Here is a 17,889-nt window from a genome sequence, read left to right on the forward strand (position 1 = left end):
TTAAAGTGGGTGCTGATCGAGAAATCGAGGTATGGATTCTAACAGTTCCGAGCGGGCATCCTCGAGGATATAGTGGCCGCAATCTGGAAATTCCTGATATTCCGCAGCGGGGAATCGTTTTTTCCATTCCGTCAGGAAGTGATGATCGAAAACGAAGTCTTTCATTCCCCAACCGACAAACATGGGACGGTCGGTTAGTGTTGGAAGAATCGATTCAACCGATTCAACTAAATCATAGCCCGGATCGCCAGGCTTCAATGGAATGGTCTGCACGAAACGGGCGATCGCTATTCGATCAGCCGGAGAATCGTACGGAGCCAGCAACCCCTCCCGCACGGCAGGCGCTAACGGTTTTCGCTTCGTTCCGATACGAGCGGCCTGAAGGCAAAACATATTGCCATATCGGATCAGCAATTCGCCGAGGCGAGTCTGCCGTCCTAATTTCAAAGCCAACGGCAATTTTTTGGAAGCCGGTAATCGAAATGCGGCCGTATTTAAAACGACGAACCGTCGGAACCATTCGGGATGTCGAGCAACGACACCGAAGCCGATCATCCCACCCCAGTCATGGACAACCAGAGTGATTTTTTCGCTGAGATTTAAGCTCTGAAGCAGGGCTTCCAGATCGTCGATTCGCTCCTTAAGCGAGTAGCCGTAAGAGGCTGCAGACGGTTTATCGGAGAAGCCGCAACCGATGTGATCGGGTACAATACAGCGATATCGGTCGCGTAGCTTCAGAACCAGATCGCGATAGTAAAAGGACCAGGTAGGATTTCCGTGAACCATCAGCACGGGAGCGCCCGTGCCCTCATCGAGGTAATGGAGGCGAAGGGCGTTTCGTGAAAGATAGTGACTGGCGAAAGGGTACAGTTGCCGATCTACCACTTCAACCCCAACATCATGCAGTTCAAGCCGCTGCCAATACCCAGGAAGCCAACTTTGTTGCCGGGTTGCAGAAAATTGCTTTCCTCGGCCAGGGCGGCAGTCAGAGGAAGCGATACCGTTCCGATATTGCCGAGGAACTGGTAGGTGCTGAAATCCTTTTGGAGTGGGATATTCAGAGTTTTCATGATCGCTTCGCGATGCCCGGAACCGACCTGATGGCAAATGACTTTATCGAGATTCTCGCCGGCCCAACCGATTTTGTGCAAAAATGCCAGCCAGGTGCGCAACCCGAGTTCGACGCCGAATTTAAGAACGGCCCCCGCATCGGTTGCCATGAAGGGAATCACGCAGTGTTTCATCCCGAAGGTATAACCTGAGCGCATCCACTGTGGGGCTTCGTGAAGCATGAAACGATCGAGGGATTCCGGTACGAAACTCTCCCAGCCCCATTGACAAAGGCTGTGATGCTTGGCTTCGTGTTTGGACACACCGCCTAAAAGCTGCCGACGATGATTGGTGGAAAGTTCCTCGTTCACCACCAGTACGGCAACCGCTCCCGAACCGCCCGTCAGGGTGGCCAAAGCTTGTTTGTAAACTTCGATCGACTTGGTCTCGAGCATTTTGTCGATCATTGCTTCGTTAATGTCTCGCGCGGTTTCGCAAGAGACAACCAGCCCAGCCCGGCATTGCCCGAGCTCAATGCGATTGGCAATTTCGATGATGCCGTTCAGAACGCCCAGACAAGCATTACTGAGATCGAAAACGGTGGCGTCCGGATTCAGATTCAGCTTGGAAGCAACCCTGCAAGCGGTAGCCGGTTCCAACTGTTCTCGGCATACACCCGCATAGATCAGCACGTCGATGTCTTGGGGACTGAATCCCGAGTTGGCGAGCGCTTTTTTGGCAGCAGCGGCGGCGCCATCAGAAGGGGGGTAGTCCTTATCCCACCAGCGTCTTTCCGTAATACCCGTTAGGGCTTCCAGCTGACCTAAAGGGAAGTGTAGGGCTTTGTATAGCGGTTCTAGACGGGCTTCTAGATCAGACGAAGAAACGACCACCGGAGCCAGTTCGTACCCGATGGATTCAATAAAAACGCGGTTGTATTTCATCGCATCTCTTTAGCGGGGATCCTTCTCCAGCCTAAATATAGACTATTATTCTTGGACGGAGAAATCCTTCATTTCGTAAATAATTCTTCCATCGATCATCAGGTAGCCATCGGCCCAAATTAAGCGATTTTCAGAATCGACCTTTCTGGGATGAACCTGAACGGTAACCGTTCCATGCTCGGGGAGGACCTGACCCCGATACGTCCATTGGTGCTTCTGATGCAAAGCCATTGCCTGCCAGCTTTTAGTTCTAGGTTCTCCCAGAATTTTTGCCGCGAAAAACTTCAGTAATTGTAGGAATGCTTCCAACCCCAGCGAGCCCGGCCAGACCGGATCCTGATGGAAGTGTGCTTTAAAGAACCAAAATTCCGGATCTACCGCGATACGGCCTTCCACAAAGCCCAGTCCGTACGGCCCGTCTTTCCCACTGAAAAAACAAATCTCGTCGATCATTCGGAGCATCGAACCCGGGTAAGGCGGGTCCAGCGGTAACCGGCCCTGCCACTCGGAAACCTCGCTCCCCTTCGGACGGTACCATCCGGCAGCGGGCATCCCCAGTTGATTCTTCAACGCTTCTTTGGTGAAGAAGCCAAAATACGTATCACCCGAATAAATTAAAGTCCCGCTCGCAGTCATCTGGTATTCATAATTTTGGATGATCATACCAGCCGACTGTGAAACCTTGCTGATTTTGACGCGTGTCGTCAAGGTTCCGGTATCGGGATGGATTTCCGCGTGCTGGATCCCGCTTCCGCCGAGATTCCGGAATGAGAGATCGATCGGGCTGGTCAGAGCCGAGCCGAGATAAGCTGCCAGCCAGCCGCAGGGTTGCAACGCCACCTCCAACAGGACGCTGAATGGCATCCTATCGCATCGATTCTCCAAAAAATACCACGCATCGCGAGGAACATCGTACTCGGCTTCAATGATTCCGCCGGCCTTCAGCTTCCAGGGTTCGCAATTTTGAATTTCGGTGATGCGGTCCAAAAACTGGTATGGCGGACCGGGCAGCCGAGCGATTATCCTCTCAGAATCGAACACTTCGTAGGGTTTACCAAATGCTTCGGAGGGTTTGCCAATTGCAAACGCCGTGATCGAGTCCGCATCAAAAAGCGCGATCTTGGGAGAGCTTCGATCTGAGCCCGAATTCCAAATGGCCACGAGCTTTTCATAGGAACTACCCGACATGCGCAGCGACATATTGGTAATTTCCACGATGGGTTTGCCATCGGCATACATCAAGGCATCGCAAAGCACGTAGGGTTCCGGTCGGTATCCAACCTCCTTAAGCGTCACTTCGTACAAGACGACTTTCGTACTTGCTAGAACCTGGCCCCGGCACTTCAAACGGCTAGCCACTCCCGGTACCGGCTCGCATACAACTTCACCTTCTTCACCGACCCAGCCCATCCGCATAAGGAGAACGCGGAGAGTATGCAAACAGCACTCATACATCAGAGTGCCGGGCATAACCTGATCGTCCACGAAATGGCAGGTGATGAACCAGTCATCGGGGTGAATATCCATTTCTCCACGAATGCAACCCAAACCGAATCGGCCGCCGGTAGGTTCGATGGAGATGATGCGATCAACCAGTTTGAGTTGGCCACCGGGTAAAGCGGAAGGACGCCTCAAATTCGCTTTATCAAAAGGGCTGCCGAAGGCTTCGGCCAGTTGGCCGCGACGTAAAGAGTCTATTTTGTCAGCCGGTAACGATCCGGTCGTCAGTGGTACGAAGATATAAGGTTGAGCCGGTATTTTACCCGTTTGCGGCCGTCGATCCAATTCGGTATGGATGATCCCTTTCCCGGCTTCGAGCTCCGCTATCGTGAAGAAGCCCGCACAACCCTCCGTCATCGTGAGCAAAATCTCGCCATTCACCGACCCCACGAAGCGGAACCTGAATAAATAAGTTTCCCCCTGTCGGAAAAATCGATCTATAGCGATGTCGTAGTGGATAGTTTCACCAATCCCGGGCAGAGCCCGATGAAAGGTAACGACCGCATCCAAAAGCCGATAAACGGCCAGACCTTTTGTTTTAAAATCGATTCCCAAAAAGCCGGATAAGAACAGGTCAGCCTGCCCCGCTTCCACGGCCACGCAGGTGGGTATTCGATTCGAATCTAAATACCATCGCCCCTCATACACATCGTGCTCGGTGACGACACGGCCATTCGTCAGAGACAGTGGCTCCCCTTCGATTTCAAGAATCCGGTCAACCAGCATCAACGGGCCTTCCGGCAATCGGACGCGAGTGGGATAACTGTCGATCTCTGAATAACGGCTCCCCAACACATTACCGATTCGTCCTACAGCAAATTCCGTGCACTGTGCGAAATTCAGGGAACGAGGAACTTTATCGGAGAGTGTCTCGGATAAAGATGACGCATCGTAGAACGTTTGCTCGGAGAGTTGAAACGAGCCGCTTCCCAGCAAACTCGTTTGAAACTCCAGTAACCGCGTCATGTTTTGAAATGTCGCATTGCTGATTTTCAGAAAATGATCGTGGGCGCGAACCGATTCTTGCAGAACTTGAATCTGCCGACCGACATAGTTCGTGGTTTCCTGGAAGCTCGGTAAAGGAACATGGGCTGGATGTTCCAATCTGGGAGAGGCGGGTCTTGGTTGCGCAACAGATACCTCGGACTTGGGCGTACTAAAGTTCTGTTTAGCCGGATGAACCTGAGTAGCTGTTGGGAACGCTTTAGGTTTTTTGAATTCCCCAGGTAGGGAAAGCATCTTTTTGGTGCGATTGAGTTTCGGTGGAATTATCTTCGCGGCCAAAACATTCCAGTTGATTTCCACTCCATCCACAAACATGGCGGCCAGAGTTCGAACGAGTGAAATCCGATTGTCGCGGCGGGGATGGCAGATCGCCCGAGCTAGATGCGGCCGTTCGCCCAAAATGCTCGCGATCATTCGAGTGCAAGAGTTGCCGGGTCCGATCTCGATGAAAATGCGAGCTCCATCTTCATAGGCCCGCTCGATCACACGGGGAAAATCGAGTGTGTTTAGGACGCCGGCTGTAATAGTATCGGCGGCACTCTCCGAACTGACCTCGTAAGCCTGACCCCAGGCGGTACTGTAATATTGACAATTCTCGCGAGGGTGGACGGGGAGATGATGGAGTGTCCAGTAAGGTTCTTCAATGGGGCGAGTCACTTCGCAGTGGGCCGTGGTAACTCCCGTGACTGGAAGCGCGGTCACCTTCAAACGATGGAGGAGTTTGGCCACATCGCTGGCAACGCCGCCAATGACTGACTGTTCGGGAGTATTGATGATACAAATGTAGACCCGCTCGTCGGGTAGAATGGCCTGCCGAACTTTGTCGTGCGGCAGGTTTACCACCCAGGTTTCCCAGACGAATTCCTGCTCGAGAGGGATATTCCAGAATCGCCGTGCGGAGTTGTAGGGTGGCGCCAAATCGCTGGTGAAAAGGGTCGAAACGCGCATTCGTTCGAACATTTCATCGCGATCTGTCCAGACTCGCGTGGAGAACAAGCTTGCGGATTCTCCCAGACTGTACCCCAGTACAATTTCGGGCTTGATTCCCAGGCTTTCGATCACCGAAGTGTTCAAGGCCCCCAGGGAGACTTGGGCAAAAATCAAATCTCGTTCAGATGCCTGATTGCAATGCCCCTGCCAGACCGCATCGGCGGCGAACTGGTGGCGAAGAGTCCGATTTTCCAAGTGCTGTTGGTGCAATATTTCGGGGAATAAGGTTCCAAAATCGGCCCCCATGCCATCGAACTGATTCCCCGAGCCGGGATAAACGAAAGCCACCTTCCCCTGGAACCCAATGGGATCGGAATTGAAAAATACGTTATCCTTGTAAAGGGCAGCCGCTTGCGGACTATTGGGTACGGAATCGTTTGAAAAAGCCCGCTGAATGAATTCCAGTTGCGATTTCAGTTCTTCAACGGAAGATGCGCACAAAGCCAGTCGAAATAAAGAGGAAGTGTGTGTATTTAATAAAGAAATTTGCTCTTTAAAAACCTCGGCCAGGGAAGGCAGGGCAAAGAGTTTTGCCTGAAGCGAGTGGATCGATTTCGTTAACTCCTCCAGACGATCCGCAGCGAGTACGATCGGGTACTCTTTCAATTCGTCGAGAGTTCCCTTCCCAGTGGCGGCTTCTCTCAGCACAATCTTTGATGTAGCTAGTTGCTCGCCACCGGTATAGACATTCAGTTCTCGTATGCCGTCGCAAGTATCGTGAAGCCAGTAAGTCGGTTGCTCGGAAGGAGAGAAAGTCGCTGGAAGCAGTTTGTAATAGAGACTTAGAACTCCGGTTAATACCCCAAAGAGCGTCGTATTCACACCCTCATCTGACTTCGGATGCAGAGATTGCTTATTTGAGACGGCCTGAGAGAGATCGTCGCGATTCTTGGGAATCCCGAGATTATAATCGAGTCGTAAGTTCGACTGAAGCGAGGTGGCCTGCGAAATTCCGATCTCATCGATCGTGGCATAGATCGTATCTCCATCCCGATGCGCATCGCTCAGTCGTTTCAAGACAAAAGCGACACTTCCGGAAACGATCGGAGATGAGGTTCCTATTGCAGCCAGAGCACGAAAGTCCCCCGGTAGATCGACGGATCCTACCAAAGCACGATCGATTTCACCTCGAAGCAACGCTTCCACAGCCAACTGCAGCGCTCGTCCTCCGGAGTTCGCTTCTTCACTCAGCGTGAAACAGGGACCCCCGAACTCAAATGCCCGTGCCACACGGCTGGCGGCGATACTGGCTAAAGCTCCCATCGTTCGATTGGCGGTCAGATCGGGACTGATGGAATCGGGATTGGGATGACCTAGCGAGAGCGCTTGCCAGCGAAGATGAAAATTGGTGGTGTTCAGATCGAGATTTACACCAATGAACGTGCCGAATCGAGGATCTGGGATTCGTTTAAAAGCCTCAGATTTCGAATAATTCTTTAGAGCGGCATCCGCTGTCAGTAACAAAACGATCTGTTGCGGCAGAGTCTCCTGCAACTCGGTAGGAGGAATGCGGAATCGATCCACGGGAAAGTCGATTTTCTCCAACCAGTATCCCGCGTGCTTTTCCTTAATCGTCGAGGGGATCGACTCGAAACCGAGGAGATGTCGGGCGATCCGGCGCATGCAATCTGTCTCGCCGATCTGGGCGGCCAAGCCAACAATCGCAATAGGTTCTCTTTTCGTAGGCGGAACTTGGTCGACCGAAACCAATTTTTTATCCGGCCGGTATTCTTCGACCAGCAAGTGAGCATTGACGCCTCCGAATCCGAATCCGCTAATAGCCGCCCGTCGAGGATGACCGGCAGCCGGTTCGTTCCAGTTGCGAGCTTCGGTCAAAACCTGGAAGGGCGAACCCGATTTTAAATTGGGATTCGACTTTTCGAAATTGGCCGTCGGCGGCAATTTGGCTGAGTGCAAAGCCAGAAGGGCTTTCATCAAACCAGCCGAATTTGCACCGGTCAGCAAGTGGCCGACGTTCGATTTCACACTTCCGATAACCGCCTGTCCCGGCTGAAATTCCTGTCCTTTCCACAGTTCGCAAAGGCTCTCGAATTCGACGGCATCTCCCACGGGAGTTCCTGTGGCGTGACACTCGATCAAGTCCACGCTATTCGGGCTCCAACGCGCCATCTCATAGGCCGGTCGCATCGCGCGTAATTGACCTTCGCTGGCGGGAGCGAGGAGATTTCCGGAGATATCATTCGAAAGCGATACACCCCGAATGACTCCGTAAACGTGATCGCGTGGATCCACATTCCTCAGCAATTTCAGCAGAAATGCTCCACCCCCTTCACCAACAATCAAGCCATCCGATTTGTAATCGAAGGGAGAGCAACGGCCGCTCTTGGAAAGCGCTCTTAGTTGAGCAAAGCCCATTTGAGTGTATAGTGAGTCAGGCCGCGACAGGCCGCCGGCGATCATCGCATCAGCCGAGCCGTTTTGCAATTGATCGCAGGCTAACTTAATCGCATAAAGGGACGACGCACACGCGGCATCCAGCGTGAACCCGCCCAGGCCGAGATTCAAGGCTCGAGCGGCCAGCATGGCCGGTAAACCCGTTACTTGTCGATTCAAGGGGTGGGATCCCGCAGTACTGCCGCCCTGCAGACACTCTTCGGCCCATTTCGAGATTTTATCGGTGGGCAGCGCAATGGAGCCCAGGATTATTCCCGTGCGACTCTTATCGAAATTCTGAACCCGAGCATCGTAGAAAGCTCGTCGGCAGATTTCGAGAGCGATTTGATGTTTGACATCGAGTTGACTGACGAGTTGGCGATCGATGGATAGGCCGTCGAATTGTACTTCGAAAGGATCCAGGAAGCAGGCGTGGGACGAATAGATCTTGTCTTTCGCAGCCGTGCGAGTGTCCATGACTTGATCGATAGGCAGCGACCAACGTCCCAGCGGGGGATTCCTCGCCTGATCCCTACCGGTCAATATTTGCTGCCAGAATGTTTCCAGATCGGAAGAACCAGGGAAAAGTCCCCCAACACCGACAATCGCGACAGGTTCAAAAACGTTCATTCCTACCCCACGGTCGCCGGGACGATCCGATTCTTGCGAAACTTCTCTTTAAGACTTCGATCGAGTATGCATTCATAATCCTGCATCCGCGCCAGGAGCAGACCGTCCAGATCCATGAAATCGATATCCGCCCGGCAGACGCTGGCATTGCCGCGCGTGATTCGAATCGATATCAGCATTCGCCCGGTGGGGAACGCTTTGGTGTATTGGCGGTATCGGCCCGCGAAGCAGGGCAGTGAAGGGGCGTCGAACTGATCGATGGTCCAGAGGATCATCATCTGGAACGCACTATCGATGACCAGGGGATCGAGAATCCAATTCGGTCGAACGGGATTCGTCATCCAATTCCCGGGGGGCGGCGCTGTATGGCAGGTTCCCAACATAGCGTTCTGGCTGATACCTTCTATCGATTCCAGGCCCGCAAGTTCTTCGCCGTGAAAAAGCAGATCGATATAGGCTTGATCGATAGGACGTCCGTACTTCGAAAGATTTCGGGGCAAAAGCGGCATATCGGGACTTTGATATTTTTCCGACAACACGACTTCGCATTTATTATGGATGACATCCTTACCTTCTCTCGCTCCATGCGTCTCAACGGGAATGATGGTAAGCTGGTCACGATTGATTGGTTTGCCTACGTAAAATCGCAAATGAACAGGCTGATTCTCTTCCAGTTGAACCCCGTGTGTGATCCGGAAGTCATTAAAACCAAAAAACTGAAGCTGAGGGAATTGTAACAGGACGGCATGCGCCACCCATTCCATATGCAAAACCATCGGAATAACCGATCGGCCATTGATGACGTGACTTTTTAAAATCCGATGGTCTGCAATCATCACACGATGTTCGAACGCCAGGGTCATACCATTGGGCATGACGGGAAGTCGAATTTCAGGACTGCTAGGCAGCTTGAAGGAACCGGACGATTTGGTTGTGGTCGGGACCTGGGGATTTGGAATGACGCGATCCAGGTCAGCGAGCAAGTCGTCATTTTTTCCGAGTTTAAATTCCGGTGATGATTTCACGGGAATCGAAGGAGTTTCCGGGGGCGTCTTCAGCATCGGAGTGGTAACGAGCCGGGGCAGAACGCCCGAGGATTTCTTGGCGGCTTTTATTGGGGTTGGATTCACATCCACCGGAGGAACGGCATTCGGCAACGGAGGAAGATTAGGAAACACCGGAGCAGGCGTTACTACGGATTTAGGAGCTTCTTCCAACGGGGGCGCAAAACTGGTTCCAGACTTAGCCGCAGGCGATTGCGCGCTCCGCGCGATGGCGACAACTTCTACCGCTCGATCCGAAGCGCGGAGTTCGTCGAGCATGAACTTCGCACCGGCAGCAGGAGGAATTAGTCCCACTCCTTCCTCCTGGAAAATTCTTGCTAGCCCGGGAGTAACCATACCGCCATCCCAGGGACCCCAGTTTATGGCGACGACTCGTGTGTTCGGCCGGCTATGGGCTATCTGCTGGGCATATTTATTCAGAACTTCATTGGCGGCTGCATAAGCGAGTTGCCCCCGACGACCAAAGCGACCCGTGGAGGAGGAGAAGAACACGATCGCTTTTAAGGGATCGTACTTCAAAATGTTCCAGATGTTCCGGAAACCCAATGCTTTGGTGTCGAAGACGAAGTTGAATTGATCGTCGGACAACTCCGCAATCAGCTTGTCGCTAATCACACCAGCGCCATGGATTAGACCGGTGATTGGACCATGTTCTTTTCGAATAGCGTCGAGACGGCTCTCCAGATCGGACTGAGAGCGAATATCCACCGATCGATAGAGCACTTGAGAGCCAGCGGCCTGGATTTTTTTCAGCGTCTTTTGAATCTCGCGACTTGCCTGGATCTGCTGAAACTGCTTGCTGATCTCCCGAAGCGGCGCATTGTGGGGAAGTCGCGCGGCAATAGCCGCTTTAAGTTGTGACTCATCTTTGAGAGGAAGAGACCAATCGGGTTCGTTCGGTTCCGGACTCCGGCCCAATAGCACAATTTTTGCCCGGGTCGCTTCAGCCAGTTGCACTGCTGTTTCAGCGGTTACACCTCTGCCGCCTCCCGTAATTACAATGGTGTCGCTCTGCTGAAAAGGTAAGTCGCCATGTGGGATCGCCCTTTGATTAATAAGGCGTAAAGCGACTTTGCCTTGCGGAGAAACCCCCAGTTCCGCCGGTCCGGATGTGAAGCATTCTTCGGCAAGGACGGTGGCGAGATTCTTCAGGGAAGGATCGAAATCGATGGATTTGCAATCTACCGTGGGCCATTCAAAAGCGGCCGTCTTTGCCAAGCCAGAGAAGGAACCGGAGAGTACGTCCCGGTTTGGATCGATAGTTTTCAAACCGAAAAAGCCATCCATCCGGGTGACCGTAACCAGAAAGGCGGCCCCATGCCGTGCCGTTTCCTGAAGCCCTCGGCTGGCGTGTTTAATCCAACGGAATGCTTTGGTAGGAAGATCGTCGGGGACTTTATTTTCAGGGGCGATAAGGATGAGACCGCCCACGTTATAGGGGTCGTATGCAAACGGAGAATCATTCCAGGCTATGAAGGCCGTTTTCGAGCCGAGGGCATCGATCTGCTGAACGAGTTTAGCCGTTGTGCTGGAAGGCTCGGAAATCAACCAGACAACAGCACCTTTGGGAAGATGAAACTTCCTTCGCTCCGCACTGGGGTCCAGGAATTCGTATGTCAGGACGCTACGGTCTATTACATCGACATTCGAATTCGCGTTATTCGTCCCGAAAAGAGTCTGGGCCGGGAAAGTAAATTTCGACGGTTCGAAGGAAGGGAGTCCAATCAGGAGCGATGGATTGGTCTCCATAGTCACCAGCGGCGGGCTTTTCTGAAAAAGATCCACTGAGGCCGGCTCCTGTTCGGGAGTCACGATGATCTCGGCCTGGGAAATCTCCGAATCGTTCGAAACCTCGGGTTTAGAGGGATCCTTGGGAGCGAAAAAATCCTTCGGAAGTGCGGTCTCAACCGGCAGAACTTCGGCGAAGGGCAGCTCCGATTCGGGCGGGAGATCAAGTATAGTTTTGCTTTTGACAGGTACATGAATGGATCCCTTGCTCGGAGGTTTGGGAAAATTTCCGAACATGGACTGGTTGACATCCAGTTCCTGCATGCTGGGCATATTCATCGAAATTTCGCCTAGGCTTGGCAACGATTTTGATGAAGGTGGTAATTCGGGTGAAGACTTAATTGGCAGATGTCGATCGACGAGCGCCAAAAAGTTATCCTCATCCTCCTCCGGTTTCGTATCGGAGTTAATGTCCGGGACGATTGGATTAGGTACGATTGAGTCCGAGATGGCCGTCTCCCGACGGCCTGGCCCTTTTCCCGAGGTGAGAAATCCTGCTATGTCATTTAGCGTATGCAAGGTTCCTAACTGTTCCGGCTTTACAGCGGGGGAATCTGGAAGCTTATCCTGGATGGCAGAGAGAATTTCAACCCGTTTAATCGAATCGATCCCCAGATCGGTATCGAGCGACATCTCCCAACCCAGCATTTCTGCCGGGTACCCCGTTTTCTCGGCGACAATATCGAGAAGGGTTTGCCGCACTCCAGCGTCATCCTGTTTCGGAGCGGTGGACGTTAAAGGGGGCGCGGAGGGAGTTTCTACCGCCGGCGTGACCTTCTCTGTTCCTTTTACGGCACCAGTTGAACTTCCCCCGGAGGAACCGGAATCGAGGAAGCTGGCAATGTCGTTTAACGTTTGCAACGAGCCCAGGTGCTCGGGCTTCACAGCCGGAGCTTCGGGCAATTTTTCCTGAATGGCAGAGAGAATCTCGACACGCTTGATGGAGTCGATACCCAAATCGGCATCCAACGACATGTCCAGGCCGAGCATCTCAACGGGGTACCCCGTTTTCTCGGCAACGATCGCGAGCAGTGTGTCGCGAACTTTCGAGAACCCGGTCGTCTTAGAACTGAGATCATGTTTAACGGGTGCGTGTTGAGTCAGCGCGGCGGGAACAGATGTAGAACTCGAGGTCGGAGCAACTACAGGAGAAGTCTGGTTGGCTGCACTGGGCTTTGGGGGTACCCAGGAGTTATTGATTTGAACCGGTCCGGTCGGCTGGGGCTTCACCTCGGGAGGTGCTACTGGCATAGTAGGATGCACGACCGGAGCAGGAGGAATCGAAGGAGCGGATATCGGAGCCGAACGGGCGACAATTGGTCCACCGCCCGTTAAACCCGCACTCAACAGTTGATTCTGCTGCTCCACCAGGGCCTGCAGAGTTCGCTGCGCCGCTTCCTGATGTTCGAGAAATTGCCGATGCAATCTGGCCGTATCTTCCTGCAATTGCTGGAAGGAGGCAAGGCTTTGCTGCGTCATCCGCAAAGCCTCCGTGATCTGGGACGATGGCGAAGCAGAGGAGTCACGCTTCGGATCGGTAGGAGTGTTCACAGTGCTACCCGATTTATGGGATTCAAGGAGAAAGTTCGCTGGTGTCGACTGTTGACTGGGCAAGTAATGCTTCGGGGGCGGGCTCTGGTTTTTTCGCTGAGGCTTAATGTAGTTCGCACCACATATTGCAATTGTTAGGACAGGCTTGGCGGGAGTTGGAGATTTCGGCTCGGGAATTCGACCCCAATGCTTCAAATTACCCTCAAATCCTAAAGCCGCGAGCTGACCCAGCAGAGTTGCCAGTTCGTGAATCTCCGATCCCTTGCCGCCAGAAGAATCGATGCAAAGCAGGGAGTAATCTTTACCCCGATTTCCACTCGATAAGATCGAGTCGGTCAATCGGGTCAGAACGGAACCCGGCCCGACTTCCACAAAGCAGCGAACTCCCTCGGAATACATCTTTTCGATGAGTTCGACGAAGCGAACACCCGTGGCCAACTGATTCGCGAGTTGATCGGCGATTAATTCCGGCTCGGAAGGATAGCTGTCCGCAGTGGCGTTCGCGAAAACGGGGAACCTGGGAGTTTTCAAAGATTTTTGAGTGATAGTCTCGCGGAACGGGATCGCCGCCGAGGCCACGAGCGAGCTATGGAAAGCTGCACCCACGGGGAGTCGACTGAAGCGAGTATTCTGACGCTTCAAGAACGACTCAAATTCTTCGATGTCTTTTTCCCGGCCGGAAACGACAACCTGGCTTGGGGCATTATGGTTGGCAATGACGAGTGGTGAATTCGCCTGTTGCAGAAGGCTTTGAACCGTCTCTACCGGCGCCAGAATCGCAACCATGCAGCCAGGATTCGACTTTTGCAGATCGCTCATCAAAGAACCGCGTCGGCAGGCGAGCTGATTCAAAGTCGCCAGGTCGTAAACTCCCGCTGAATAGAGAGCCACCAATTCGCCAAAGCTGTGTCCGGCCGCACAGTGCGGGGTAATGCCGAATTTATGAAGCAGATGGACTAGACCGGCTTCGATCGAGGCGAGAGCGGGTTGTGCATTCTCGGTTTGTCGGAGAAATTGATCCTGTTTAGATCGGGTGGACTCATCGAATGCCGGAATCGGGTAGATGGCCGACGAGATTTGCTGATTCGAGTGCAACTCGGCATAAACTGAATCCGAGCTCGCCAGGCTATTCAAAAGTTCCGGAAAGAGACAGGCCAACTCGCGGGTCATTCCCACTCGTTGGGATCCCTGACCCGGAAAAAGGAACGCTAATTTTCCAGGAGTTTTACCAGAACCGAAGTAGAGTCCTTCGGGATGCTGCCAATGGGACTCGTTTGCTTTCTCTTGAAGAAGCTGCTGAGCAAGTTTCAACTGATCCGGCAAGGCCTTCTTCCCACGCGCATTGATAATCAATAAGCGAAAATTGCGAGTAGAACTGAACTTCGCTCGCGATTCCCAGGCCGCGTAACTCCAATCCGATTTTGGTAAAGATTCCAAGTATTTGAGAGAGCTTTGTAGCTCTGTGAGCGAGTTCTCGCTCAGCGCAAAGATTTCGACGTCGTCATCCCAATCGATTTCCGATTTCTGAGGCTGTGCTTCTTCCAGGACGCAGTGAAAATTGCTGCCTCCGAAGCCGAATGCGCTCAGGCCGGCACGTCGAGGATGATTGGCATTCTGGACCCAGGGCCGCAATTGACTATTGGCGTAGAGAGGGGATTGCTCCGAAAGTAATCCTTCGAGCGGCTTGCTAATCTTAATGGTCGGAGGCAAGACTTTATAGTAAAGCGCGAGGGCGGCCTTGATAAGACCTGCAGCGCCGGCCGCTGCTTTGGTATGGCCAATTTGTGACTTTACCGACCCAACGGCGGCCCAGCGACCATTCGGTTGAGCTTCGCGAAACACTTCCGCCAGTGCAGAAATCTCTGTGGCATCACCGACCTTGGTTCCCGTGCCATGGCCTTCGATCAACTCAACCGTTCCAGGGGAAACTCCCGCCAGTTGATAAGCGTTTTTCAGCGCCTTTTTCTGGCCTGCAGCGGAAGGAGCATAAATCGCATTGCCTTTACCGTCGCTGGACGATCCAATTCCCTTAATGACCGCGTAAACCTTATCGCCATCGCGCTGGGCATCCGCCAGTCGCTTGAGAATCACTATGCCTAAACCTTCACCGAGAATAGTGCCATCGCCGTTGGCATCGAAAGGTTTGGAATTACCGGTGGCTGAGAGTGCCGGCGTCTTGCTGAAGCACATGAACATGAAAATGTCATTGAAGGTGTCGACACCTCCGGTGACAACCATGTCCGATCGTCCTGCTGCCAGTTCCAGAGCAGCCAGGTGAACCGCACTGAGAGAACTCGCACAGGCGGCGTCCACAACGCAGTTAGTGCCGCCGAGATCCAGCCGATTCGATATGCGGCCCGCCACCACATTCCCTAACAGACCGGGGAAAGAGTTTTCCTGCCAGCCCACGTAGGAATCGCTAATATTCTGCGCGACCCAGTCGGCCGTTTCTTTAGGAATACCCGCTTCGGCCATGGCCTTTCGCCAGCGGGGGTGTCCCAATCGAGCACCGAGAGGAATTACTAATTCCAATGTTCCGGTAACGCCGAGAATCACACTCACGCGATTTCGGTCGTAACTTTTTTCAGGTCCGTACCCTGCGTCTATTAGAGCCTGCTTAGCCGCCACCAATCCCAGGAGTTGAGAGGTATCAATGGCATCCAAGTCTTTGGGAGCAATCCCGTACTCCAGGGGATTAAATTCAACGGGATCCAAAAAGGCTCCGCGACGGGCGTAGGTCATGTCCGGCGATTTCGGATCGCTATCGAAGTAATCGTCGGGATTCCAGTGTGTCGCCTGCGGGACATCAGAAACCGTATCCAGTCCTTTTTTGATATTCGACCAGAAAATGCGATGGTTCGAAGCACGTGGGAATAGACAGCCAATGCCGACAATGGCAATCGGAGTAAACGCTTCTTGCTTGTGGGAATTTTCAATCGTCATGCCGCTTCTTTCCACTTCGCCTCGAGCGTATTGGGATCCATGGCCTGGGTGGGAAAATAGTCGTCGGGTAGATCAATACCTTGCAATTTGAGCTGTAAACGCCGCAAGACAATCGCCGTATTAAAGAGCAGATTCTTGGCCACTATTCCCACCGAGCGATTTTTCGCTGCCTCCAGATAGGTACCTTTCGTCCATTCATTGAACGCACCCATGGCGGGACCGCACCAAATCTGGTAGTCGAGTCTGCGTGACGGTTCCCCCGCGTTCGCCCAGCGAGAGGACTGACCGAGGTACCAGCGAAACACCAAAGCCATTTTAAATTTCGGATCTGCTTCCGCCTTGAAGTTTTGATGAGGATCTCTCCTCTGGAAGTATTCCTGAGTCTGCTTCCAAACTTCTTCCAGGTCCATGCGAAAGAGGTTCTTCTCAATCGGGACACGATCGGCGGCTGGTATCGCTTCAATTGAGGGATATGCTCGATAAAGCTCATAAAGTTTACTCGCCCTCATGGCGAACATGGTGCCTCGTTTGAGAACTTGAACCTTCACTCCCATCTCGAACATATCCGCGGCGGGAGCCATGATCACATCGGCTTGATCGGCCTCCGCGAGCATCTGTCGCACCGTATCGCAACTTCCCGATTCCACGCAGGCCTGATTGACGGAACCGGTCACTACGTAGGCCGCCCCCATCGCCAGTGCTGCAGCGATCGATGCCGGAGTGGAAATTCCTCCGGCGGCTCCTATTCGAACCGGAGTCGGGAAATGAAATTCTTTCTGTAATCGATCCCTTAGGGCAATCATCGACGGAAGTAGTGATATTGCAGGTCGATTGTCGGTGTGACCACCAGAATCGGCCTCGACCGTTATGTCATCCGCCATGGGTACTTGACGACCCAGTTCGACTTCAAAGGCGCTTAAGTAACCTTTTTCCAGGCACTCCTTGAGCAATCTTTCTGGGGGCGGACTCAAAAAACGTGTGGCGACTTCCGAACGGGATACCTTGCCAATGACCCGATTGGGAACCTCGATCTGACCGTTGCTGGAGCGTCGGATTCCTGATAGGCGATACCGGACAATTGCGGGTGTGATATCCAGATAGGCCGAGGCCTCGACCAAAGGCACCCGGTAGCGTAGGAATAATTCTGCCGTGGCCATTTCATGGACGGGTTCGTTCGGGCTGTGTATGAGATTGAAGCCGTAAGGCTTTTCCCCCAAGCCGCCTTGGAGAGTCTGGATCGCTTTTTCTACTCGATCCAGTGAAAGGCCTGCGGCCCCGAAGATGCCGAGCATACCGACATCCGCCATCGCTTTCACAATATCCGTTGAAGCAATCCCATTGGCCATTGCCCCGGTGACATAATTGAAGCGAACCTTATGCGCCCGACGAAATGTGCTATCCCCTAACGAGGACAAGGGTAGGGGAGGAAGGTAAGCCTTGGTATTATTATCTAGAGGAGCATCCAACTCGAACCGATAGCCCTCAGAATCCTGAAAAAGGCTCAATGAGCGATGGAGGGAATGCAGGGCGCTCGTCCAGAGATTCGTGGCACCGTTCGAGATCAACGATGTGCGATTCAGCGAGCCATCCGCCCGATTTCGGCCGACTGGAATAGTGGAAGAGCCGTTTTGCATGTCAAATTTAGTCACCAACCCGAGGATAAATATCGCGAGCAGATCGTCCGTGCACCAACCCGAAAGGTTTAATCTATGCTTACCTACCCATGTTAGCAAATCCTCCCACTTTTGCATTCGGTTAGAAGGCACTCCTAACCGTTTTTAAGTGAAGAGCCATATGCAACCGTTACAGTCGGACCGGGATGTTCCCGCCCCACACAGTTGCTCGATCGGCTACATTTCCAATAATAACGATCTGTGCCAATGTGACCTAAATTCTTAATCAGAGATGTGTATAAAAGTTGTCTAAATATCATTGCAATGTAGTGAGTTTAGTAAAAATTACTTTAAATAAGTGCCAAATGAAATGGTTTGATATTAATTAGTTCGTATGTACATCAGATAGATTGGTTG

The 17,889-nt window shown here is 52.7% G+C and carries 5 protein-coding genes; all 5 read right to left on the reverse strand.

The window, feature by feature from the left end; all coding sequences use genetic code 11:
* The 5 genes from KIH39_RS05445 to KIH39_RS05465 are packed head-to-tail and all read right to left on the reverse strand — an operon-like array spanning position 1 to position 17,493.
* On the reverse strand, positions 1-885 hold the full coding sequence (locus tag KIH39_RS05445) for an alpha/beta fold hydrolase (RefSeq protein ID WP_246539546.1): 885 nt from the start codon (positions 883-885) through the stop codon (positions 1-3).
* On the reverse strand, positions 879-1,994 hold the full coding sequence (locus tag KIH39_RS05450) for a 3-oxoacyl-ACP synthase III (RefSeq protein WP_213498249.1): 1,116 nt from the start codon (positions 1,992-1,994) through the stop codon (positions 879-881). Before KIH39_RS05450 ends, KIH39_RS05445 begins: the two co-directional genes overlap by 7 nt.
* Positions 1,995-2,039: 45 nt before the next feature.
* Positions 2,040-8,513 (reverse strand): polyketide synthase, encoded by a 6,474-nt coding sequence (locus KIH39_RS05455; protein ID WP_213498250.1) that lies wholly within the window; start codon positions 8,511-8,513, stop codon positions 2,040-2,042.
* A 2-nt stretch (positions 8,514-8,515) separates the two neighbouring features.
* Positions 8,516-15,859, reverse strand: a complete 7,344-nt coding sequence (locus KIH39_RS05460) for a type I polyketide synthase (protein WP_213498251.1) — start codon at positions 15,857-15,859, stop codon at positions 8,516-8,518.
* A complete protein-coding gene (locus KIH39_RS05465) occupies positions 15,856-17,493 on the reverse strand; it encodes a PfaD family polyunsaturated fatty acid/polyketide biosynthesis protein (RefSeq protein WP_213498252.1) in 1,638 nt (545 codons plus the stop codon). Before KIH39_RS05465 ends, KIH39_RS05460 begins: the two co-directional genes overlap by 4 nt.
* Positions 17,494-17,889 lie beyond the last annotated feature (396 nt).

It is taken from the genome of Telmatocola sphagniphila, from assembly GCF_018398935.1.
In the GTDB taxonomy this organism is placed as follows: domain Bacteria; phylum Planctomycetota; class Planctomycetia; order Gemmatales; family Gemmataceae; genus Telmatocola; species Telmatocola sphagniphila.